The organism is Paradesulfitobacterium ferrireducens (genome assembly GCF_017310645.1).
Lineage (GTDB): Bacteria > Bacillota > Desulfitobacteriia > Desulfitobacteriales > Desulfitobacteriaceae > Paradesulfitobacterium > Paradesulfitobacterium ferrireducens.
On sequence record NZ_JAFLRH010000009.1, the window covers coordinates 41,976 to 63,389 of the forward strand.

At 51.4% G+C, this 21,414-nt stretch carries 19 protein-coding genes; all 19 read left to right on the forward strand.

Annotation, left to right across the window (positions count from 1 at the left end):
* The first annotated feature begins 41 nt into the window (after positions 1–41).
* Entirely contained in the window at positions 42–893 is an 852-nt protein-coding gene (locus tag J0X21_RS03460) for a YitT family protein (protein ID WP_236006053.1), read from the forward strand.
* A gap of 17 nt (positions 894–910) precedes the next feature.
* Positions 911–4,387, forward strand: coding sequence for a helicase-exonuclease AddAB subunit AddB (gene addB, locus J0X21_RS03465; RefSeq protein ID WP_206810759.1), 3,477 nt, complete (start codon positions 911–913; stop codon positions 4,385–4,387).
* A complete protein-coding gene (locus J0X21_RS03470; protein ID WP_206810763.1) occupies positions 4,380–8,294 on the forward strand; it encodes a UvrD-helicase domain-containing protein in 3,915 nt (1,304 codons plus the stop codon). The genes addB and J0X21_RS03470 overlap by 8 nt, the downstream gene beginning before the upstream one ends.
* Positions 8,291–9,127 (forward strand): dTDP-4-dehydrorhamnose reductase, encoded by an 837-nt coding sequence (gene rfbD / locus J0X21_RS03475; protein WP_206810765.1) that lies wholly within the window; start codon positions 8,291–8,293, stop codon positions 9,125–9,127. Before J0X21_RS03470 ends, rfbD begins: the two co-directional genes overlap by 4 nt.
* 20 nt (positions 9,128–9,147) lie before the next feature.
* Positions 9,148–10,311: a THUMP domain-containing class I SAM-dependent RNA methyltransferase gene (locus J0X21_RS03480; protein WP_206810767.1), complete on the forward strand. Its 1,164-nt coding sequence runs from the start codon at positions 9,148–9,150 to the stop codon at positions 10,309–10,311.
* 552 nt (positions 10,312–10,863) lie between these two features.
* A complete protein-coding gene (locus J0X21_RS03485; RefSeq protein ID WP_206810770.1) occupies positions 10,864–11,511 on the forward strand; it encodes a TetR/AcrR family transcriptional regulator in 648 nt (215 codons plus the stop codon).
* A gap of 190 nt (positions 11,512–11,701) precedes the next feature.
* Positions 11,702–11,881: a Flp family type IVb pilin gene (locus J0X21_RS03490; RefSeq protein ID WP_206810771.1), complete on the forward strand. Its 180-nt coding sequence runs from the start codon at positions 11,702–11,704 to the stop codon at positions 11,879–11,881.
* Positions 11,882–11,964: 83 nt separating this feature from the next.
* Positions 11,965–12,468: an A24 family peptidase gene (locus J0X21_RS03495; RefSeq protein WP_206810773.1), complete on the forward strand. Its 504-nt coding sequence runs from the start codon at positions 11,965–11,967 to the stop codon at positions 12,466–12,468.
* Positions 12,469–12,480: 12 nt separating this feature from the next.
* Positions 12,481–12,876, forward strand: coding sequence for a TadE/TadG family type IV pilus assembly protein (locus J0X21_RS03500; RefSeq protein WP_206810778.1), 396 nt, complete (start codon positions 12,481–12,483; stop codon positions 12,874–12,876).
* A 31-nt stretch (positions 12,877–12,907) separates the two neighbouring features.
* A complete protein-coding gene (locus J0X21_RS03505) occupies positions 12,908–13,894 on the forward strand; it encodes a Tad domain-containing protein (protein ID WP_206810780.1) in 987 nt (328 codons plus the stop codon).
* A gap of 43 nt (positions 13,895–13,937) precedes the next feature.
* On the forward strand, positions 13,938–14,684 hold the full coding sequence (gene cpaB, locus J0X21_RS03510; RefSeq protein ID WP_206810782.1) for a Flp pilus assembly protein CpaB: 747 nt from the start codon (positions 13,938–13,940) through the stop codon (positions 14,682–14,684).
* Positions 14,685–14,695: 11 nt separating this feature from the next.
* Positions 14,696–15,940 (forward strand): response regulator, encoded by a 1,245-nt coding sequence (locus tag J0X21_RS03515; protein ID WP_206810784.1) that lies wholly within the window; start codon positions 14,696–14,698, stop codon positions 15,938–15,940.
* Between the two features lie 13 nt (positions 15,941–15,953).
* Complete coding sequence (locus tag J0X21_RS03520; RefSeq protein ID WP_206810785.1) at positions 15,954–17,318, forward strand: CpaF family protein; 1,365 nt, start codon at positions 15,954–15,956, stop codon at positions 17,316–17,318.
* A gap of 14 nt (positions 17,319–17,332) precedes the next feature.
* Positions 17,333–18,292: a type II secretion system F family protein gene (locus tag J0X21_RS03525; protein WP_206810792.1), complete on the forward strand. Its 960-nt coding sequence runs from the start codon at positions 17,333–17,335 to the stop codon at positions 18,290–18,292.
* Between the two features lie 28 nt (positions 18,293–18,320).
* Positions 18,321–19,235, forward strand: a complete 915-nt coding sequence (locus J0X21_RS03530) for a type II secretion system F family protein (RefSeq protein ID WP_236006054.1) — start codon at positions 18,321–18,323, stop codon at positions 19,233–19,235.
* Between the two features lie 23 nt (positions 19,236–19,258).
* Positions 19,259–19,630, forward strand: coding sequence for a DUF192 domain-containing protein (locus J0X21_RS03535; RefSeq protein ID WP_206810794.1), 372 nt, complete (start codon positions 19,259–19,261; stop codon positions 19,628–19,630).
* A 182-nt stretch (positions 19,631–19,812) separates the two neighbouring features.
* On the forward strand, positions 19,813–20,049 hold the full coding sequence (gene dltC, locus J0X21_RS03540; protein WP_206810799.1) for a D-alanine--poly(phosphoribitol) ligase subunit DltC: 237 nt from the start codon (positions 19,813–19,815) through the stop codon (positions 20,047–20,049).
* On the forward strand, positions 20,050–21,267 hold the full coding sequence (gene dltD / locus J0X21_RS03545; RefSeq protein ID WP_206810809.1) for a D-alanyl-lipoteichoic acid biosynthesis protein DltD: 1,218 nt from the start codon (positions 20,050–20,052) through the stop codon (positions 21,265–21,267). It begins immediately after the preceding gene.
* Complete coding sequence (gene dltX / locus J0X21_RS16165) at positions 21,245–21,394, forward strand: teichoic acid D-Ala incorporation-associated protein DltX (RefSeq protein WP_407947624.1); 150 nt, start codon at positions 21,245–21,247, stop codon at positions 21,392–21,394. Before dltD ends, dltX begins: the two co-directional genes overlap by 23 nt.
* The last annotated feature ends 20 nt before the right edge of the window (positions 21,395–21,414 follow it).

The window sequence follows — 21,414 nt, forward strand, 5'->3', positions numbered from 1 at the left end:
GGGAACCTTAAGGGATGTATTTTGGCAAAGGGGAGAAAAAATTGAAGTCTTGGACAGAAGGACTGCGCTTTCTGGGACGTCTTGCGGGAATTGTCTTTGGAGCGGTAATTTCGGCCTACAGCATCCAAGCTTTTATCGTCCATGCCGGGCTGGCGGGCGGGGGGATCGGCGGGATCGCACTCCTGCTTTATTACACCCTGCGCTGGCCAATTGGGATCATGACCTTAATTTTGAACATTCCTCTTTTTGTCCTGGGCTGGCGTGAAGTCAGCAAACGCTTCATTCTCAAGACTTTGGTCGGTTTAGCAACCTTTACCGTGTTTCTCGATCTTTTTAAAGGAATTAAACCTCTTCCCATAGATGATCTTTTGCTGGCTGCTCTTTACGGCGGAGTGGTCGGCGGAATCGGGGGCGGGATCGTTTTTCGCTTTGGCGGCAGCCTGGGCGGAACGGATATAGTGGCCAAGGTGATTCAAAGAAAATTCGGGTGGGGTATGGGCACCACATCCCTCTTTTTTAATGTCTTTATCATCTTAGCGGCCTGGGCGATTCTGGGTCCGAAGACGGTGCTCTATACTCTGGTGTACATGTTTACATACAGCCGGACCATCGATGCGGTGATCAGCGGCATTCCGGCCAAGTCCGTTATGATTGTGTCCGGGAGAGCGGAAGAAGTAGCTGAGCGCATTTTGCAGGACGTGAAACGCGGAGCCACCTTTCTGCATGGACAGGGGGCGTACTCCGACAGGGAGAAAGAAATTATTATGTGTGTGGTCAGCCTGCCTGAAGTGGGACGTCTCAAGCAAGTGGTGCGGGAGGTCGACCCGGAGGCATTTATGATTGTGCAAAACGCCAGCGAGGTCTTGGGCCGGGGCTTCGTGCCGAATGAATAGATAAGGGGGAAGGATTGGTGGGCTTGCGTTTAGTTTTGGGCCGGGCCGGCAGCGGCAAAAGCACATTCTGTCTGGAAGAGATTCGGACCGAGCTCCGGGCACACCCTCTGGGAGATCCCCTGATTCTGTTAGTCCCGGAACAAGCCACCTATCAAATGGAAGTGGCCTTAGCCAAGACTCCGGATCTGGGCGGTATGATGCGGGCTCAGGTTATAAGTTTTAAACGCTTAAGCTGGAAAGTGCTGTCTGAAACCGGGGGGGTAAATCAAGTGCGCTTGGGGGAAACGGCCAAACGCATGCTTTTAAGCCGTATTCTTCTAGGGCAGAGAGAGAAACTTCAAACCTTTGCCCGCTCCGCCACCCGCCCGGGCATGGCTGCAAGCCTGGCGGGTGCAATTTCCGAATTTAAGACTTACCGGATCATGATCCAGGATCTTACAGGTATAGAGGTAACGGATCCTATCCTGGCTGCCAAATTGAATGACTTGGCTCTGCTTTATGAGGAGTTTGAAAAGGCACTGGCAGGCAAGCGCGACCCGGATGATGATTTGACCTTGGCAGCGGATCAGCTTAGGTCTGCACTGTTTTTACAGGGGGCAAGAATCTGGATTGACGGGTTCAAGGGCTTTACTCCCCAGGAATTGAAAATAATTGAGCGGCTTTTAAACCTGGGCACTGAAGTCACCGTAACCTTAACGCTTGATCCTGTACTATTGGAGCAGGAAGTGGAGCAAGGGGTATTTTATGGTCCCTGGCTGACTTATCAGGCGCTCCGGTCCTTAGCTCAGGGAGATCGTTGGCTGCCGCCAGTGCTCTTAAGGGAAGGGCACCGGTTTAAGCAGGATCGAATCCTCAATTACTTAGAACAATATTTCTTTCTCTACCCAAGCCAGCCTTACCGGAAAGCTGCGGATGAGCCTGGCTCGCTCCGGATTGCGGCGGCTCCGAACCGCCGGGCGGAGGTGGAGGGAATCGCCCGGGAGCTGAGGCGGTTGGCCCGGGTTGAAGGATTGCGCTGGCAGGAGATAGCCGTACTCAGCCGCGATTTGGCGGATTATGCCGAAATAGTGGAAAATGTTTTCCGACTTTATGAAATTCCGCACTTTCTCGATTATAAACGCCCGGTCATTCAGCATCCGTTAATTGAACTTTTGCTTTCCGCGCTAGAAACGGCGGCAGCGGATTGGGCCTATGATCCGCTTTTTCGCTGTTTAAAGACGGATTTCTTTCCACTGAAGCGCGATCAGGTTGACCGCCTGGAGAATTATTGCTTACAGGCCGGAATTAACGGCGCGGCTTGGCGCTCACACCAGCTTTGGCAGATTCGCCCGCGGCGTGCGGGTACAGAAGAAGCAGAGGGCTTAGCCCGGGAAGAGCAGGAGTTAAATGCAGGCCGTAAGTTGGTCTATACCTTGCTCGCTCCGTTCGTATCTGTTCTTTCACCGGATGCGGATGGCAGGCAGCCTACGGTCAGGGAGGTAACGACCACACTCTACCGGCTGCTTGAAAGCTTAAAGGTGCCGGAGCAGCTCCGGCGTTGGGCCGAGCACATGAAAGACGAAGGAGATTTGGACGGAGCAGGGCTTCAGGAACAACTTTGGCAGGCCGTCGTGGGCTTATTGGATGAGCTGGTGGCCGGTCTGGGAGATGAGACCCTGAGCTTGGAAGAGTACGGTTATGTCCTGGCATCCGGGCTTGAGAGCCTGCACTTAGGTCTAATTCCGCCGCGCTTGGATCAGGTGCTGGTCGGTTCTTTGGACCGTTCCCGCAACCCTGAAGTCAGAGTTCTCTTTGTTCTGGGTGCAAATGAAGGGGTATTGCCGGCGCGCGGGCAGGAAAACGGACTTCTGAATGCTGAGGATCGGGACAAGCTGGAAGAGAATGGCCTGACTTTGGCGTCCGGATCTCAGATCCATGACGAACAGTTTTATATTTACACCGCGTTGACCCGGGCGCAGGAGCGCCTGTATTTTAGTTACCCGCTCACAGATGAGGATGGAAAAGCGCTTGTACCTTCCCCGGTAATCAACCGCCTTAAATCCCTGGTGCCCGGATTGAAGGAGCAGCTGTGGGGTCAGGAGGATGGGCTGGAGGTGGTAAGCCATCCACTGCCTCTTCTTTCCTTATTGGCGCTGCAGCTTAGAAAGCTGCGTGAAGGAGAAAGCCTCTCTCCTTTATGGCAGGCAGTTCAGCAGGCGTTGGCTATGAACCCCGCAACCGCCAAACAGGCCGGGTTATTGCTTCAAGGAGCGGCTGCCGCCAACCGGGAACAGAAGCTGGCGCGTCCCCTGGCTCGTCGCCTGTACGGGCACCGGCTTTTAACCAGCGTTTCCCGCTTGGAGCGTTTCGCCCAATGTCCTTTTTCTCACTATGCCAATTATGGTTTGCGTTTGCGTGAACGGGAAGTGTTTGAACTTTCCCGCCCGGATATGGGTCAGTTTTTCCATGGCCTCTTGTATCAGTTCGCACAGAAGGTACGGCTTGAGCATTTGGATTGGGGAACAATTACGAAGGACCAGGCGATGGCTATGCTGGAGGAGCTGACACCGGTGGTGGCCTCAGAGCTTCCGTATAAAATCCTCTCAAGCAGTGCCCGCTACCGTTATCTGACGCACAAGCTGCGGCGGACAGTGCTGCACGCAGTCAGAGTATTGTCTGAGCATGCCCGGGCCGGGATATTTGTCCCGCTGGAGCTTGAGGTGCAGTTTGGCCCGGACTCTCCTTTGCCGCCGGTCAATCTGCCTTTGTCTGACGGCGGCAGCCTGGTACTGCGGGGGCAGATCGACCGCATCGATGCGGCGGTGGTTGAGGGAAAGGTATATGTGCGCATTATCGATTATAAGTCCCGGGAGTCTGCCTTGTCTTTAAGTGATGTGTTTTATGGTTTGGATTTGCAGTTGTTGGCTTATTTGGATGTTGCTCTTCAGGGAAGCGAGCTTTTCCTGGGGAGGATGCCGGAAGCCGAAAGCGAGGAAGCGGTTCCGGCCGGATTTATTTATTTCCCGGTGCTGGAGCCCCGTTTACATGAGAAAATTCCGTTATCCGAGGCCGAGTTGGACGTGAAACGGTTAACTTCGGTCAAGGTTGCCGGGTATTTCCTGGCTAATCCCACGGTCTTGCAGGCGATGGATCAAACCTTGGCCCAGGGGAAATCGGACTTGCTCGGGCTAAAGCTAAATCAGGACGGGAGTTTTCGCAAGCACAGCCAAGTGTTGTCATTGGAGGAATTCCAAGCTTTAAGGGCCCACCTATACCGCTTATTAAAGCAATATGGGGAACGGATTTTGGATGGAGACATTGCACTGGCTCCCTACCGTCAAGGAAAAAGGAACGGGTGCCAATATTGTTCCTATAAACCGGTGTGCCATTTTGACCCGTTCCTGCCGGAGAACCGCTACCGGGTCTTGCCCCAGCTGAATGCGGAGGACGTGATCCAGTCTCTGATGGAGCTTGAGCGGATTGAGGCTGAAGGAGGAGAGACCAAGAATGGGTAAGACGGAGTGGACGGACGAACAGCTCGCGGCTATTGAGCTGCAAGGGAATTTGCTGGTCGCAGCGGCTGCGGGCTCCGGTAAAACCGCGGTTCTGGTTGAACGCATTCTCCGGCACGTTATGGACGAAGCTCACCCTCTTGAACTTGACCGTCTTCTAGTTGTCACTTTTACCAAGGCGGCCGCGGCAGAGATGCGGGAGCGAGTTGGAAAGGCCTTGGAAGAGGCTTTGTGGCAGGAATCAGATAAGGAGCGGGCTGAACGTCTCTTACGCCAGCTGCATCTTTTGCCGCAGGCAAATATTACGACTTTGCATTCTTTCTGTCTTGAACTGGCGCGCCGGCATTTCTACCGGCTGGAGCTGGACCCGGCATTTCGAATTGCCGATGAAGCCGAGGCGGAACTCTTGCGCCAAGATGTGATTGAAGATTTATTCGAGGTCTGGTATGAGCGGGAAGATTCCGGATTTCTCCGCTTAGTGGAGGCATTCGGATCGGACCGGGATGACCGGCCGCTGATGGAGCAAGTGCTTAAACTTTACACCTTTGCTTCCAGTCATGCCCGTCCCCAAGATTGGCTTAAGGCTCTGGCTAAGGCATATCAATGGAATGAGGTGGAAGAGCTGGCCCAAAGTCCGTGGGGTCAGGCGGTGCGCCAGGGGCTTAAGGACCGGGTCAGCTCGGCCTCTGAGCTGCTGTCCCGGGCAGCTGCGCTGGCCCGCAGGCCGGGCGGGCCTCTGCCTTACCTGGCGCTGCTCGAAGATGAGCTTGGGATGCTCAAAGGGCTTGAGCGCGTTCTGTTTTCGGGGAGCTGGAGTGCGGTTGAAGAGGCAGTGCAAAGGGTAGAGTTCGGCCGTTTGCCGGCGGTTCGGACCCAGGCCGGAGCCCAAGATAAAGATGATCCGGTGCTTATGCGGGAGCAAGCCCGGAAGCTGAGAGATGAGGCAAAGGGAATTATTAAAAAATTAACCGAAGAATTCTTTGCCTGGCCGCTGAGAGAGCAAATTCCCGCCTTGCGCCATACCGGTGAATTGGTGGAAGCTATGGCCAAGCTGGTTTTAAGGTTTAGTGAGGAATATGCAAACCTGAAGCAAAAGCGCAACCTGGTTGATTTCAATGACCTGGAACATATGGCTTTAACACTCTTGGAGCAGGACAATGAGGCCAGCCCGCTGGCTTTAGGGCTGCAGGAACGGTTTGGCGAGGTTTTGGTGGATGAATACCAGGATATCAATGCGGCGCAGGAGCGCATCTTGCAGCTGATTTCCGGCTTTCCCGGCGGGAGCCTGTTTATGGTGGGAGATGTCAAGCAAAGCATCTACCGCTTCCGCATGGCCGATCCTAGCCTTTTCTTGGATAAATATAAGCATTGGCCTCACTGGGAGCGGGAACGGAAAAAGAGTGAGGAAGCCGGGCCGGGAAATCTGGTGCTGGATTTAGCACGCAATTTCCGCAGCCGCCGGGAAGTGGTGGAAGGCGTGAATTTCCTCTTCCGCCAGCTGATGACCGCAGGTGCAGCCGAGATTGCTTATGATGACAAGGCAGCATTGCAATACGGGGCTTCCTATGTCAGCAACCGGGAGGGGTTAGTTACAGCGGAGGGCCCGGTGGAAGTGCACCTGATTGACCCTGAAGAATTTGCACCCGGCACCCGGGAAGATGAGGCCGGGGAGAGTGCAGAATCAGCAACTTTAGGAGAAAGCGGGCAGGGAACCGAGGGAACCGGGCAGATCTACGCCGGGGAAGGGATTCAGGAAGAGCTTGAGGCGGCCCGGGTAGAGGCGCGGTTTGTGGGTGAGCGCATCCGCCGGATGGTGGAATATCAGGAGTTTCAAGTGTTTGATAAGAAAGTTGGTAATTTCCGCCCGGTCCGCTATGCAGATATCGTTATCCTAATGCGGTCCTATTCTGCAGTCGCTCCGCTTTATGTCGAGGAACTGCAGCAGCTTCAGGTTCCGATCTTTGCCGATACCAAGACCGGGTATTTTGGGTTCAGTGAAGTGGAAACTGTTCTTTCCTTGCTTAAGGTAATCGATAATCCGCGCCAAGACATTCCGTTGGCTGCGGTTCTGCGTTCCCCGCTGGTTGGCCTTAATGGGGCTGAGCTAGGCAAGCTGCGCCTGGTTCAACCTCAGGGGGATTTTTACGATGCCCTGGAAGCGGCTGTGGGAGACCAAAAGGATTTGTCTGAGTACGATAAGGATTTGCCTGAAGAACTTAAAGCTAAGCTTCTGTCTTTTTGGCAGAACTTGCACCGGTGGCGCACATTTGCCCGCCGCCATTCTTTAGCGGACCTCCTGACTCTTATTTATGAGGAGACAGGATACTTGGCCTATGTGGGCACGCTTCCGGGCGGTCCCCAGCGCCAGGCGAACTTGCGCGCGCTCTATGAGCGGGCCTGCCGCTTTGAGAGGACGAATTACCGCGGGCTCTTCCGCTTTCTTAGGTTTCTGGACAAATTCCGGGAGCAGGGAAAAGATATGGGCAGCGCCCGCGTTCTCGGTGAAAATGAAGATGTGGTGCGCCTGCTGACTGTTCACGCCAGCAAGGGACTGGAGTTTCCGGTGGTTTTTGTGGTCGGGCTGGGAAGTGCGTTTAACAGGCGTACTTTAAGCGGCAGGCTGCTCATGCATTCATCCTTGGGAGTGGGTGCCCCCGTAATCGATGTTAATCAGAATGTGGAGTATCCATCATTTATCCAGCAGGGGATTAAACAGGTCTTAACCCAGGAAAGTGTGGCCGAGGAGATGCGCATTCTGTACGTGGCTTTAACCAGAGCCAAAGAAAGACTCTTGCTCTACGGAAGTGCTAAGAAACTTACAGATAAAAGCGAGAAATGGGATGAACTGGCGACCCTGAGTGAAGACGGTTTTTCCGATGCCTACTTGCGTCAGGCCCGCTCTTTTCTTGACTGGATTGTTCCGGCGCTCATGCGCAGTGAGCGCGTCCCTTTTGCCCACCAGGCGCGTCTCGAAATTATGGTAAACGAACAAAGCACAAATTTTGAACAAGGGCTAAATCAAGATGCAGGTATTAACCAAGATGAAGACCCGAAAGCAAAAGAAGAGCCGGAGTATTGGCTGTCTGAGGTTGAGCGCAGACTAAACTGGGAATACCCCTTTATGGCTGAAGTAAGCCAGATTGGCAAGACTAGTGTCAGTGAACTAAAACGGCAGCTTCTATGGTATGAGGATGTGAACACTGGGGTATCACCGTGGATTGGGCAGCCGAGAACGGCTGATCTTTTGAATACCGTGCGCCCGCAATTCCTCCAAGCAAGTACCCGGGAGTTAAGCCCGGCAGAAAAAGGCACTGCCCTCCATCTTGTGATGCAGCACCTTCCTTTGTCTGAGCTTGGGCGTTCCTGGCAGGAGCGCCCGCTCGCACAGCGGGAACAATGGCTGGCACATTTTTTAAGAACATTGGAAGAGCGTCACATCATTACCGCTGAGCAGAGAGCGGCCATACCCGGAGCCAGTATACTCGAATTGCTCCAATCCCCGCTGGGGATGCGCCTTCTGGGTGCGGACAAGGTCTTACGGGAAGCAGCATTTACTTTAAGCCTGAAGCTGCCGGGGCTGCAGCAGCCTGTTTTGGTGCAAGGAGTGATTGATACTCTGATTTTCAGCGAACACGGGGTAGAAGTGCTGGATTATAAAACAGACCGCCTAAATATGGGTCAAAGTGCTGAGCGGAACCTGGAGAACGACTCTGCTGCAGCTCTGCGGCGGCGCTATTCCATACAGTTAGGAATCTATGCCTTGGCAGCCGAGGATTTGCTCAAACTAAAAGTTGCCCGCTGCACGATTTATGCTCTTGCATTAGGGCTGGAGCTTACGCTGGAGCCCGAAGAGTTAAAAGATCAGATTAAGGAGCTGGGGATTATATTAGGGAGGAAGCATGCCGGATGAAAGTAGTTATTACCGGAGGAAAAGGACAGTTAGGCCAGGATGTGGCTTTAGTCTTTGCAGCCAGAGGGGATGACGTTTTGGCCTGGGGCCGGGAGGACTTGGATATTACGGATGCCGCTTTGGCCCGAAATAAAATAAGGGAAGCTAGGCCTGATCTTATTATTCATGCAGCGGCGTATACCCAGGTGGATGCCTGTGAACAAAATGAAGATTTGGCATATACCCACAATGCCTTGGGCGCGCGCAATCTGGCCGCGGCCGCTCTCACTTGCGATGCGGCCCTGGTGTATATCAGCACAGATTATGTCTTTGACGGACGTCAGACTAGAATGTACCGTGAAGAGGATCCGCCGCACCCGCTCAATGTCTATGGCCGTACCAAACTTGCCGGAGAGCAAATGGTACGGGAAATCCTGCCCAAGCATTATATCTGCCGGACGTCCTGGCTCTATGGGGAGTACGGGCCAAACTTTGTACGGACGATTCTGCGCCTCGCCTCAGAGCGCAATCCGCTTAAAGTGGTGTCGGACCAGTTGGGGACTCCAACCTGGACGAAAGACCTGGCTAATCAGATTTATCAGCTAGTGCAAAGTGGGCTTTACGGAACGTATCATACCTCTGGGCAAGGTGAATGCTCTTGGTATGAATTTGCGAAGGAAATCATTAGACTGGCCGGGCTGCAAGCCTCAGTGCTCCCCCAGAGCACTGAGGAAGCCGGGCGGGCAGCTGCGCGCCCCGGGTATTCCGTTCTGGACAATTACCGTTTGCGTCTGAGCGGTCTCGACCAAATGCCCCCGTGGAAGGATAGCTTGCGCCATTTTATGGCGAAGTAAGGTAAAAAGGCGGTACGCTTGTGAAATTAGAATTGATTGCCACCAGTGCTTTTGGGTTAGAGGCCTTGGTGGCCCGTGAGTTAAAAGCTTTGGGATACGACCAGGTTACGGTGGAAAACGGAAAAGTTCATTTTGCAGGGAACGAAGCGGCCATTTGCCGCACTAACCTGTGGCTGCGCACGGCCGACCGGGTACTGCTTAAAATGGGCCGTTTTAAAGCTTTGAGCTTTGAGGAATTGTTCCAACAGACCAAAGCCCTGCCCTGGGAAGAGTGGCTCCCTCCGGATGCCCTGTTCCCGGTCAAAGGCAAGTCTGTAAAATCCAAGCTCTTCAGCGTCCCCGACTGCCAGGCAATTGTTAAAAAAGCGATTGTAGAACGGTTAAGAGATACGTATGGTTTAACCTGGTTTCCGGAAAGCGGAGCTCTTTATCAGATCGAAGTGGCTCTGCTGAAAGATGAAGTCACCTTAACCATCGACACCAGCGGCATGGGGTTGCATAAACGAGGGTACCGTGGTCTGGCCGGTCCGGCCCCGGTGAAAGAGACCTTGGCTGCAGCTATGGTAGCTTTGAGCGGCTGGAAACCGGAGTATGCTTTGCTCGACCCTTTCTGCGGTACCGGGACGATTTTAATCGAAGCAGCACTATGGGCCCAAAAGCGGGCTCCCGGGTTAGAACGCACCTTTAGTGCGGAAAAGTGGGTCAACATTAAACCAAAGTTCTGGGAGCAGGCACGGATCGAAGCCCGTGACTTATGGCAGGCCGCTGTTCCGTTACATATATATGGGTCGGATATTGACTCGAAATCCTTGGAATTGGCCCGTATCCATACCCTCGAAGCAGGACTTGAAGGAGTGGTTCACTACCAAAAGCTGCCTGTGTCTGAGGTGCGCTCGCGTTTCCACTTTGGACACATCATCACCAATCCGCCCTATGGTGAGCGTCTGAGCGAACAAGAAGAGGTAGACCGAGTCTGCCAAGAACTGGGTGAAACCTATGCGCGCCTCAATAACTGGTCCCTCCATATGCTAACGACCCATCCCCATCCGGAAAGGTTGATCGGCCGTCGCTGGGACAAAAGCCGGAAGCTCTATAACGGCAGGCTTGAATGCCATTATTACCAGTTTTTTGGATCACGACTGACTTCCCTAAAAATAGTAACCTCTGTGAAACCAGGTTCATAGATTATACCAGAAAATACACCCAATATATGGAAAACACGGAGGGATGACAAATGGCATTCGGTGGAGCAGTTGACGGCTGTGGGCCTAATTTCTTACCTGGGATTGCAGTAGTAGTCGTTATCATTCTCTTGCTCATCGCCATGGGAATCGTATTCTAAGAATTTAAGGGCTAGTGCTCTTGTGAATTTGAGAATCATGATTCGGAAGGAGGATTCTTATGTACGGATATTGTGGATACGGCTATTTCGGCGGATATGTCGGGGTAGGCATTATCGCGATTGCGATCTTAATCCTGATTGCTTTAGGTGTAATCTTCTAAACTAAGTTTGCCGCTTTTTGGCCGGAAGGCGCCTCCAGTAGGGGGCGTTTTCTGCACAAGCAGAGGCATCGCAAAGATGTAAACTTATCATAAGTTAAGGAATAAGGTTAGATTTATTGATTCGGGCTTGAATAATCATATTAAATTGAGGTAAGATTGAACCTGTGTTCAGTCTTTTTTCTTTGGGTCTTCAGAGTAGTTTGGCTAAGGCATTAAATTAAGGGGAAGGTCATATGGCGGAAGAAAATATTTTAGAAAAGAGGATATTGGAAGCGGCTAAATTCGAACTGCGTGAAAAAGGATTACGCGGGGCATCGATGCGTTCGGTCGCTGCCCGGGCAGGAATAGCGGTCGGAACAATTTATAATTATGTAAGTAATAAAGAAGAACTCTTCCAGCAGGTTTTGCTTTCCAGCTGGCGCCGTTTGGAATTGGGTCTTACCAAGTTAATGGAGGAAGAATTACCCTTACGTGAAAAATTACTTCAGGTGGGTTTGCTGCAAATTGATTTTATGAGTTATCACCGGGAAATTTGGTGGGATATTTTTACCACTGAAGGGACCCCTCGGAAGTATGGTAGCAAAAATATGCGCAACCAGACTTATGAACATTATCTTGAGCTCGTGACCCAAATTATCCAAAAAGCACAGGAGCAGGGAGAAATTAAACGGCAGTTAGAAATAATCACTAGCAAAAATTTAGCGCTTGCCTTCATTATGCTCATTAATTCCCTTAAACCGTACTTGCCTCACTTGAGTTCGCACCCGCGTCTGGGGCAGCAGGGGGTGCGCCGCACTGAAATTGAAAGGCAAGTCCTCGGCCAGCGGGAACAATCCGTTTCAGAAATACTCGATGTCTTTTTATACGGTTTGTGTATGTGATGATTCCACGATGATTATAAAAAAACTATTAGGCCTTAAGTCCCGGTTAAATGCTATTGCTTGGGACTTTTTGCTAGGACTTTTATATAGGCAAATCCCGACTTTGGCCTGATGTTCAGGGATGCTCCCTTTCCGTATAATAAACTCAAGAAAACAATTGAACGGGAAATTAATAAGGGGGCTGAACAAGATGATGTTAAAACTAAAAGAATTAGTGAAAGATGAAGCCGGTCAAGGAATGACGGAATACGGACTGATTATCGCTTTGATTGCGGTAGTGGTCATTGGAGCTCTTTCGGCAATCGGTACGAACTTAGTTGGCAGATTTACTGCCATCAGCAACGAACTCGATGGAACACCGACAAACTAGACGGGATCTAAAATAACTCAAGCGTTGGAACTAACCCTACTGCCCGCAGTAGGGTTGTTTCTTAAGGCAGAGGAGTGCTATTTATGGGTTTTAACGAACTGGCTCTCACCATAACTTTGGGTTTAGCCTCCTACAGCGATTGGCGCGAACGCAAAATCTATAACCGGCTGCTCCTGCCCGCATTTATCCTGGCCCTCTGCCTAAATACTTGGGAAAAGGGTTTCAGCGGTCTGGTAGCTTCACTGACAGGCGCGGGCGTCGGGTTGGCTTTGCTGATCATCCCTTTTTTTCTCGGCGGCATGGGGGCCGGGGATGTTAAATTTTTAGGTGTGGTTGGAGCATTCGGTGGCGCGAATTTTGTGTTCTATGCGTTCCTTTACGGGGCTGTCATCGGCGGAGTGTTTTCAGCGGTGCTCTTGGCTCGCCGTAAAGCATTTATCCCTACATTGGTTAAATTTTTTCTGACCATGCCTTTTTGGGGAAAGCCTAAGCACTTTCACGAAAGCATCAGCAGCGCCGGAGAGGAAAAATTTCCTTACGGAATTGCCTTGGTTTTAGGTACGCTGGTTGCTATGTTGCTGGCATAGGAGGAAACCGGAATGGTGCGCAGACGCTGGAGAACAGAAGAAGGGCAGGCAGCCTTGGAATTGGCCTTAGTTATCCCGCTCCTGCTGCTGCTCTTGTTTGCAGTGACGGAAATGGGGCGTGTCGGCTATGCCTATATCACGGTGAATAATGCCGCCCGGGCGGGGGCTAGAGTGGCCAGTGTCGGAGGGAATGACCAAGATATCCTGACGACCATACAGAATTCCGCTTCCTTTCTCAATCCAACCTCACTCATGGTGCAAATATCTCCCGGGGAAAGCGTGCGTCAATCCGGCGAGGATGTGACGATCGAAGTTGAGTATCCGGTGCAGTTGATTATTCCGGTGATTCAGGGGGTTATCCCCAATCCGGTAGTTGTTAGTTCCCGTTTGAGCATGCGTCTGGAATAACCCAACCGTAAAGACGTCTGGAGGGCAGGGTATGGAATACAAAAAAAAAGAGCAGGGGAATGTGGCGATTATTGTGACGTTGGGTTTAACCGCTTTGATTGGGATGGGCGCCCTGGTTGCGGATGTCGGCGTACTCTATGCCCGGCATGCCCATCTGCAGAATGCCCTAGATGCAGCGGCCCTGGCGGGTGTGCAGGAGCTTCCGCAAAATACAGACAGAGCGAAGGAAGTAGCTACGGCCTATGCTGCTGAAAATGGAGTCAACGGAATTTCAGTGGAGTTCCGTTCCGGGAATGCAGAAATTGTGGTACGGGCGGAAGAAAGCGTTCCGGCCTATCTGGCAACGATCTGGGGCATTAAAGAGAGTACGATCGGAGCTTCATCGAGAGCAATCATGGTCCCGCCCCAATCCCTTAGCGGCGCTGTTCCTCTAAGTGTTGAAGAACAGGATTTTGTTTACGGAGAGGAATATACCCTGAAATCAGGGGCAAACGGGGGCAAAAAAGATAAAGACGATTTTACGCGCGGAGGTTGGTTCGGGGCTCTGGAACTGAGCGGGAATGGGGCCCGGAATTATGAGACAGACCTGGCGAACGGGTATCAAGGGACGTTAAGTATCGGGCAAGTTTTGGAAGTGAAACACGGAAATATGAGTGGGCCAACCTCTAAAGGAATTTCGGAGCGTTTGGACCGGGATACCAGAGTCCCACGCAATACCTTTGCTGATTTTGACCGGGATGCACCGGAAATTATCTATCTTCCCATCGTTAAAGTGCTTTCCCACAATGGAAATTCCGTTCATGAAGTAGAAATTGTAGGCTTTGCCGCCTTTTTCCTTGAAGGGGTTGAAGGCAACGGAGTCGATTCGATCGTCAGGGGCCGCTTCCTGCGCACCGTTGTTACGCGCGGGCAGGCCGGCGGGAGCTTAGCCGATTTGTTGAAAAGCGAGCAGGAGATGGAAGACGGGAATACCCTGTCAGACTTCGGGTTATATGCGCCAAAGCTATTAGCGAATTAATCTGAAGAGCTCGGATAATTATTACTGCTGAGGTGAGGCTAAAATGGTGCGCAAAGGATTTGTGTTTCTGGCATTGATTTCCGCTTTGATTGCCGCTGGATCTGCTTTTTTATACTTGAATGGGCTAAATAAGAAAAAGGCTCTTGAATTTAAACCCCTGGTGGTTGCCAAAGCGGATGTTGCAGCCCGCACCGTGCTGGCTCCGGAGCAGTTAATTCTTAAAGAAGTTCCGGCAAACGGGTATCCGCAGGGGGGCTTTAGTTCCATTCAGGGTTTGATAGGTTCAGTAGTCTTGGTTAACTTGAAGCCGGGCGATCCCGTGCTTTCTTCCATGGTCGAGCGTAGCAGTAAAGGGACGGAATCCGTAAAAAGCAACGGAGTAGGTGGTTCCAGTGCGCTTACGGTCCCGGAGGGGAAACGGGCAGTTGCCATTCCCATCAGTTTGGTCAGCGGAGTCGGGTATTCTGTAAAACCCGGGGACCATGTGGATGTACTGATCACGATGGATATTAAAGACGCGAATGGTACGAAGACTATCACTTCTTTAGCCGCCCAGGATGTCCTGGTCTTAAGTGTAGGGGAGAGTATCAGCGGTGATAAGAATAAACCGGATGCCAAATCGTATACCCTGGCCTTATCCGTTCCCCAAGCAATGGCCGTAACTCTTGGCAGTGAAAAAGGAAGCCTGCGCTTGCTTCTACGCAATCCTGCAAATACCGAGCAGCGGTCTGATACTCCTATTGACCAGTCTGTTTTTCTGAATTCGGACTATCACAGTGTTTTTAGATAGGGGGATGTGATATGAAACAGATCAGCGTGCTCATTGTGGATGATATCAGTGAGACTCGGGACAGCATCCGGCGCTTGCTTCAATTTGAAGCGGACATTAAGGTGATCGGGGAAGCCGGATCCGGTTCGGAAGCGATTCGTCTGGCTGAAGAGCTGCATCCCGACATTGTGCTGATGGATATTAATATGCCGGAAATGAATGGAATCAGGGCCACCGAGCTTTTAACCTTAAGAGTTCCAAGCTGTGCTGTAGTGATAATGTCTGTGCAAGGGGAACAAGCTTACCTGAGACAGGCAATGATGGCAGGGGCCCGTGAATATATTGTCAAACCTTTTACCGGGGACGAATTGGCCGGAGCCATTGCCAAAGTGTATGAGATGGAAGAGCGCAAGCGCCAAGCCCTCGGGGCTCCGGTCCAAGCCGTGTCCGCTCTGGCTCAAACCCGTTCCGGACGTGTACTTTCTTTCTTTAGTACCAAAGGGGGTGTAGGCAAAACGACCCTGGCGGTGAATTTAGCGGTTTCTCTGGCTTCATCCGGAAAATGGCGGGTACTGTTACTGGACTTAAACCTTCAGTTTGGGGATGTGGCTGTTTTTCTTAACCTGACTCCCAAGCGAACCATCGCTGATTTAACTCAGGCGCCATCCCTTAATTTTGCCGAGATTCAGTCTTCCCTGCTGACTCACTCTTCCGGACTGCAAGTATTAACAGCCCCCACGCGTCCGGAGTACGCAGAGTTGGTCACTGCCGAGCACGTTGAAAAGATTCTTAGTGAAGTAAAACCCCATTTTGACTTTATTATCTGTGATAATATCAGCCGCTTTGAGGATATTAGCCTTGTGAGTTTCGACGCAGCTGAGCAAATATGGCTGGTGGTTTCAACCGATATCCCTACTCTAAAAAACACCAAGCTTAGCTTGGAGGTTCTGGATGGTCTGCATCACGGGGATAAAGTTCGCCTCATTCTAAACCGCTCCGGTAAGGAAATGGGTTTGGATGTGCCAGATGTAGAAAAGGCGCTTAGCTCCCGGATTCGTTATGAAATACCCAGTGACGGCCGCAATCTGGTTGCGGCGGTGAATCAGGGAATGCCGTTTGTTCTCGGTCACCCCGGTTCCAAAGCGGCTGAGGGGATCCGCACTATGGTTGAAGATTTAACCCGGCCTCAGGCTGCAGTGGATACGGCCAAGTTTTCCCCTAAACAATCGAATGGCTGGCAATATTTCCGTGGGATTAAGAAAGTCTTCGGTTTCTAAGGGGGAATAAGTGATGTCCTTGCTTAAGCGTTTGGAGAAAGGGAAAATTCAGGAAGAGAAATCGGTAGAGACGCGGAGCCCCCGCCCCGAGGTGCGGGGCGCAAGGCAGGCCGGGGTGAATGACCCCTGGCGCGATTTTAAAAGCAATATTCATCATGAAGTGATTAAAGCGTTGGAAGCAGCTCCGTTGCCCGCTTTGACAGAAGATAATCTGAGGCCGGTCATCGAGGAAACCTTGGACGCTGAGGCTGAAAGCAAAGGGCTTACCCCTCCCCGAATGGAGCGGCAGCGCTTAGTTCAAGAATTAATTGACGAGATTCTAGGGTTGGGCCCGATTACCCCTCTGCTCAATGATCCCGAAGTCAATGAAGTGATGGTGAACGGACCGCGCCAGGTGTATGTTGAACGCCAGGGCCGGCTGGAAAGAACGGATATTTCATTTTACGATGACGCCCATGTCCTCCATATCATAGAAAAAATTGTAGCTCCGCTGGGCCGGAGAATTGATGAGAGCCAGCCGATGGTTGACGCCCGTCTCCCGGACGGTTCGCGGGTCAATGCCATTATTCCGCCTTTGGCCCTTAATGGCCCTACCCTTACCATCCGGAAGTTTGCCAAAGACCCGTTCAAAGTGGAGGATCTCATTCATTTCGGCACCTTAACCCGGGAGATGGCTCGTTTTTTAGAAGCATGTGTCAAAGCCCGCCTGAATATCATCGTCTCCGGAGGTACCGGCTCAGGCAAGACCACCACCCTGGGGGTGCTCTCGGCCTATATTCCGGAGGATGAGCGAATTATAACCATAGAAGACGCGGCTGAGCTCCAGCTGCGCCAGACTCATGTCGTGACCCTGGAGACCAGACCGGCAAATATTGAAGGGAAAGGTGCCATCACCATCCGGGATTTGGTCCGGAACGCCCTGCGCATGCGCCCGGAGCGGATTATTGTGGGTGAGGTGCGCAGCGGGGAAGCATTGGATATGCTGCAGGCGATGAACACCGGACATGACGGCTCGCTTACCACCGGACACGCCAATGCCCCGCGCGACATGCTGGCCCGCCTGGAAACCATGGTCATGATGGCAGGGATGGAGCTGCCGATGCGGGCTATCCGCGAGCAAATCGCGAGTGCCATCGACCTGATTGTGCAGCAAAGCCGGCTGCGTGACGGAAGCCGCAGAATTACCCATATCACGGAAGTGTTAGGGATGGAAGGGGATGTCATTGTCTTACAGGATATTTTCCGCTTTGAACAGACCGGTCTGGATAAACAGGGAAATGTTCTGGGGTATTACAGGGCTACCGGGATTCGACCGCAATTTATTGACCGCCTGGAGGCGGCGGGGCAAGAACTGCCGGGGGATATATTCATGAATTAAAGGGGGCAGGCCCGATGCCGGAAGAATTTTTGCGTTTAACTTTGTTTTTAACCACGGTATCAATTTTTATCTCCGTTTATGTCGGAGTCAGTTTAATCTTGCGCCGGGAGCCGTCCCTGGATGATAAACTGCGTAAGTTTACCGCTTGGAGAGCTCCGTTGAACCCCGGCCGCACTAACAGAAGCTTGAAGGAGATCTTAAGTGCTTTAGGGCGCTGGGCACCGCGCAGTTGGACGGAACGCCTTGATCATGAACTGGTGCGCGCGGGGATTCCTCTCAAAGGGGGAGAATTGCTTGTCCTGGAAGGGTTTCTGGTATTTGTGGGGGCAGGACTCGGCCTCGCTCTGACATCTAAAGTGTATGCCGGGGTTGTCGCCGGGTCGCTTGGCTTAATCCTGCCCAGGGTTTGGCTCCGCAGTGCCCAGAAACGAAAACGCAAGAGTTTCAGCAATCAATTGGCTGACGCGCTGCTAATATTGGCCAATTCTTTGAAAGCAGGTTTTAGCCTGCTGCAGGCGATGGAGATGGTGAGCCGGGAAATGCCCGACCCGATTGCAGCCGAGTTTCAAGTCACTCTAAGAGAAATGACTTACGGTACCCCGACTGAAGAAGCGTTGCTTCGTTTATCTGAGCGGGTTGGGAGCGATGACCTGGATTTACTGGTAACAGCCATCTTAATCCAGCGTCAGGTGGGGGGCAACCTGGCAGAGGTTTTGCTTAATATTCATGCCACTATTCAAGACCGGATTCGGATTCAGCAAGAAGTTAAAACGCTGACGGCCCAGGGGAGAACGTCAGGATATATCATTGCAGGCCTGCCGTTTGCCATTGCCGGAATTTTGATGGTCATCAATCCCAGTTATCTAAAGCTTCTGGTTACGGAACCCTTGGGCCTGGCCATGCTCGGCGGAGGCCTGGTGTCCCAGATTATCGGTTTCATTGTTATCCGGCGGATCATATCGATCGAGGTGTAACCTTTCAGTGGAGAGGAGCGGATAAGGAATGCTGGAGTGGATGGCGGCTGCTGGGGTATTTGGGAGTGTTACCTTTACTCTTTTGGCCCTGCGTGAAGGGAAAAACGAACAAAACCTCTTCCAGGAAAGGATACTGCGGGCACTCGGGCAGATTGAAAGCCAGCCGGAGGAGATAAAATCTTTAAGGGAGAGAATAGTGCGTCCGCTTTTGCACAAATTAGCCGCGAATTTGGCCCGGGTTGCACCCCGGGGACAAAGAGTGAAAACGGAAGCCAATCTTAGTGCGGCCGGGCTTTCCGGACAATGGGGAAGTGTAGAATGGCAAGGACTGCGTTATGCCTTAGGGGTGGCCTTAGCCTTGATCTTGGTCCTTATCGTCGGCCTGGAGCACAAATCGTTGTTCTGGCGGATAGAAATGGGAGCGGCCGGCTTCTTGCTCGGTTATTTATTTCCGGAATCGTGGTTAAAGGCCAAAGCGAATGAGCGTCAAAAAGCGATAATTAACTGCCTGCCTGATGTGCTTGACCTCTTGACCGTTAGCGTGGAAGCCGGCCTCGGCTTTGATGCCGCGCTCCTTAAAGTGGTGGAAAAGCAAAGGGGAGTGCTGGCGGAGGAATTTTTACGCGTCCTGCAAGAGATAAAAATGGGCAGGCCGCGCCGCGAAGCGTTGCGCGATTTAAGCCGCCGCAACCAGGTGGAGGATTTAAGCAATGTGGTGGCTTCCCTGGTCCAGGCCGACCAGCTGGGAATCTCTATTGGCGGGGTTTTGCGCAACCAGGCTGCGCAAATTAGGCAGAAGCACCGGCAGCGGGCAGAGGAAAAGGCTCAAAAAGCCCCGGTTAAAATGATGATTCCTTTGGTGTTCTTTGTTTTCCCGGGGATTTTTATTATTATTCTCGGGCCGGCTGTGATTCAAATCCTGCAGATGTTTAGGAGCCAGTGAATTCAAGGATGGGTGGGATCAAAGTGCCGAGTAAAAAACAGTTTGTTCAAGTCCGAAATGAACGGACCGGGAAGTGGGTCGGTACGAAAGTCATTAAGGCGGATACGTTCTGGCTCAGACTGAAAGGGCTTTTAGGCAAGTCCGGACTCGAAGAGGGAGAAGGACTATGGTTGTTCCCCTGTCATCAGGTGCATATGCTGGGGATGAGGTTTCCGCTTTCCGTTTGGTTTTTGGACCAAAAAGGGTTTGTATGCGCGATTGCGGATGAACTTGAACCGATGCGTATATCTCCGAATGTTAAGGGTGCATCTTCAGCGATTGAATTCCCGGCGGGTTGGGCCGAGTTAAGCGGAACAATTGTCGGAGACAAATTGATCATGGAGCAGGGGCTTTGAATCAAAGCCTTTTTTCTTTTGGAATATAGTTTGGTTGAAAATGTACAAGAATTTGGATACAATACATGAGTAATAGGCAGGTTTGGTGTAAATTAATGTAAGGATTAAATTCCGGATTTTTAATTTAAGGTTACTCCATGCGTTTAGATAATATTTAAGAGAAAAGGGGTTATTAATTAACCATGATACGGGAAAAAATTCTAGACATCCTGGCAGAAATCACCGGGTCAGATGAGGTCATTCGAAATCCGGAGGTCGAGCTCTTCGACAGCGGACTATTAGACTCTTTTGGAGTTATACAGCTTTTTATGGAAATCAATGAGCAATTGCAGATCGATATTGCACCGACAGAGGTTGAACGGGAAATGTGGGCCACGCCCAATAAAATCATCAGTTACCTGGAGGGGCGAGTCGGTTAAATGGGACTTTTCAGACGCTTAAGCCCCGCTTTGGCTGCCCTTCTGTTATTGGTGCTGACAATCCTTTATGGCGGACCGCTCAGCCGGTGGGCAGTACAGAGGTATTTGTTTGATGAACGGATGGTCCAAGGAATTGCCGCTGCTCAAAACACGGATGTTTTTAAAGGAACTGTTATTCGGGATCTCATCGCCGCGCGGGATGATACCTTCACCGTGTATGGTTCATCGGAATTCTCCGCCTGGTCCGAGTTCCATCCTTCGAGCCTGTTTGCCGGAGAACCGACAGGATTCTACCCGTTTCTGATTGGGAGAGGTGGATGCCAGGATCTTATTCATACAATAAATATTGCTTCCCAAGCCAAGTCCTTACAGGGGAAAAAGGTAGCCATCGTCCTTTCGCTCCAATGGTTTTCGCCTGAAGGGCTTTCCTCTGATTATTTTGCAAGCAATTTTTCTGCTCTTCAAACTTATGACTTACTATTTAACCGAAACCTGCCGGCTGCAACCAAAAAGCAAATCGCCAAGCGCCTGCTGGATTTTCACGATTCTTTGGCAAGTTACCCTTTCCTGACCGGTTTACTTACATCCGTTGGGGCTGATGATGACGCCAATACCCGGTTTACTTATCCAGTGTACCGCTCTCTGGGTCAAATCGAATATGCAGGCTTGCAAATAAAAGACAGTATCAAAAGTGCTATTTATCTATGGAAAGTTAAGCAATCCCTAAAAAACAATCTAACATCCTCCCCCCCTCCAAAGCTGCAGCCATGGAGTACCTATCTTAACGCGGCTTCAGCCAAAGGACAGGCCTCCGTCAGCAATAACCCGTTCGGGGTCAAGGATGATTACTATTTAACTTATGTTAAACCGAATTTAGCTTCCGCAAAGAATGCCTCCAAGAATGCGAGAACCTACCCCTCTCCAGAATATCAGGATTTAAGCCTCCTGCTTACAGTGTTAAAAGAACAAGGGGCCCAAGCCTTATTTGTCATTGTCCCGGTCAACGGGTTTTGGTATGATTATACCGGATTCCCGGCTAAGGAAAGAAATGGGTATTATACCCGGGTCAAGAATATGATCAGCGAGCAAGGGTTTCGGGTGGCAGACTTTTCCAATAAAGAGTATGAGTCCTACTTTTTGCAGGATATCATGCATGTCGGCTGGAAAGGATGGGTTTATATTGATCAGGCACTGGATGAATTCTTTCATTCACAGTAAATGGGGCTCCGTCACTTTCTGGACGGTGAAAGCGGGGTATTACTATCTCATTCTCCTGGCTCTTTTCTTTCTGTACTTTGTACTTAAGCAGCATAATACGGCTCCTTTTATTTACAACAATTTCTAAAAACATAAGGATTGTGATTA

Excerpts from the sequence above, each read along its gene's own strand:
- J0X21_RS03485 (WP_206810770.1), top strand. The coding sequence starts at position 10,864 with ATGGCGGAAGAAAATATTTTAGAAAAGAGGATATTGGAAGCGGCTAAA.
- J0X21_RS03520 (WP_206810785.1), top strand. The coding sequence starts at position 15,954 with ATGTCCTTGCTTAAGCGTTTGGAGAAAGGGAAAATTCAGGAAGAGAAA.
- J0X21_RS03470 (WP_206810763.1), top strand. The coding sequence starts at position 4,380 with ATGGGTAAGACGGAGTGGACGGACGAACAGCTCGCGGCTATTGAGCTG.
- dltD (WP_206810809.1), top strand. The coding sequence starts at position 20,050 with ATGGGACTTTTCAGACGCTTAAGCCCCGCTTTGGCTGCCCTTCTGTTA.
- dltC (WP_206810799.1), top strand. The coding sequence starts at position 19,813 with ATGATACGGGAAAAAATTCTAGACATCCTGGCAGAAATCACCGGGTCA.
- J0X21_RS03525 (WP_206810792.1), top strand. The coding sequence starts at position 17,333 with ATGCCGGAAGAATTTTTGCGTTTAACTTTGTTTTTAACCACGGTATCA.
- J0X21_RS03515 (WP_206810784.1), top strand. The coding sequence starts at position 14,696 with ATGAAACAGATCAGCGTGCTCATTGTGGATGATATCAGTGAGACTCGG.
- J0X21_RS03505 (WP_206810780.1), top strand. The coding sequence starts at position 12,908 with ATGGAATACAAAAAAAAAGAGCAGGGGAATGTGGCGATTATTGTGACG.
- J0X21_RS03495 (WP_206810773.1), top strand. The coding sequence starts at position 11,965 with ATGGGTTTTAACGAACTGGCTCTCACCATAACTTTGGGTTTAGCCTCC.
- cpaB (WP_206810782.1), top strand. The coding sequence starts at position 13,938 with ATGGTGCGCAAAGGATTTGTGTTTCTGGCATTGATTTCCGCTTTGATT.
- J0X21_RS03490 (WP_206810771.1), top strand. The coding sequence starts at position 11,702 with ATGATGTTAAAACTAAAAGAATTAGTGAAAGATGAAGCCGGTCAAGGA.
- J0X21_RS03500 (WP_206810778.1), top strand. The coding sequence starts at position 12,481 with ATGGTGCGCAGACGCTGGAGAACAGAAGAAGGGCAGGCAGCCTTGGAA.
- rfbD (WP_206810765.1), top strand. The coding sequence starts at position 8,291 with ATGAAAGTAGTTATTACCGGAGGAAAAGGACAGTTAGGCCAGGATGTG.
- J0X21_RS03530 (WP_236006054.1), top strand. The coding sequence starts at position 18,321 with ATGCTGGAGTGGATGGCGGCTGCTGGGGTATTTGGGAGTGTTACCTTT.
- dltX (WP_407947624.1), top strand. The coding sequence starts at position 21,245 with ATGAATTCTTTCATTCACAGTAAATGGGGCTCCGTCACTTTCTGGACG.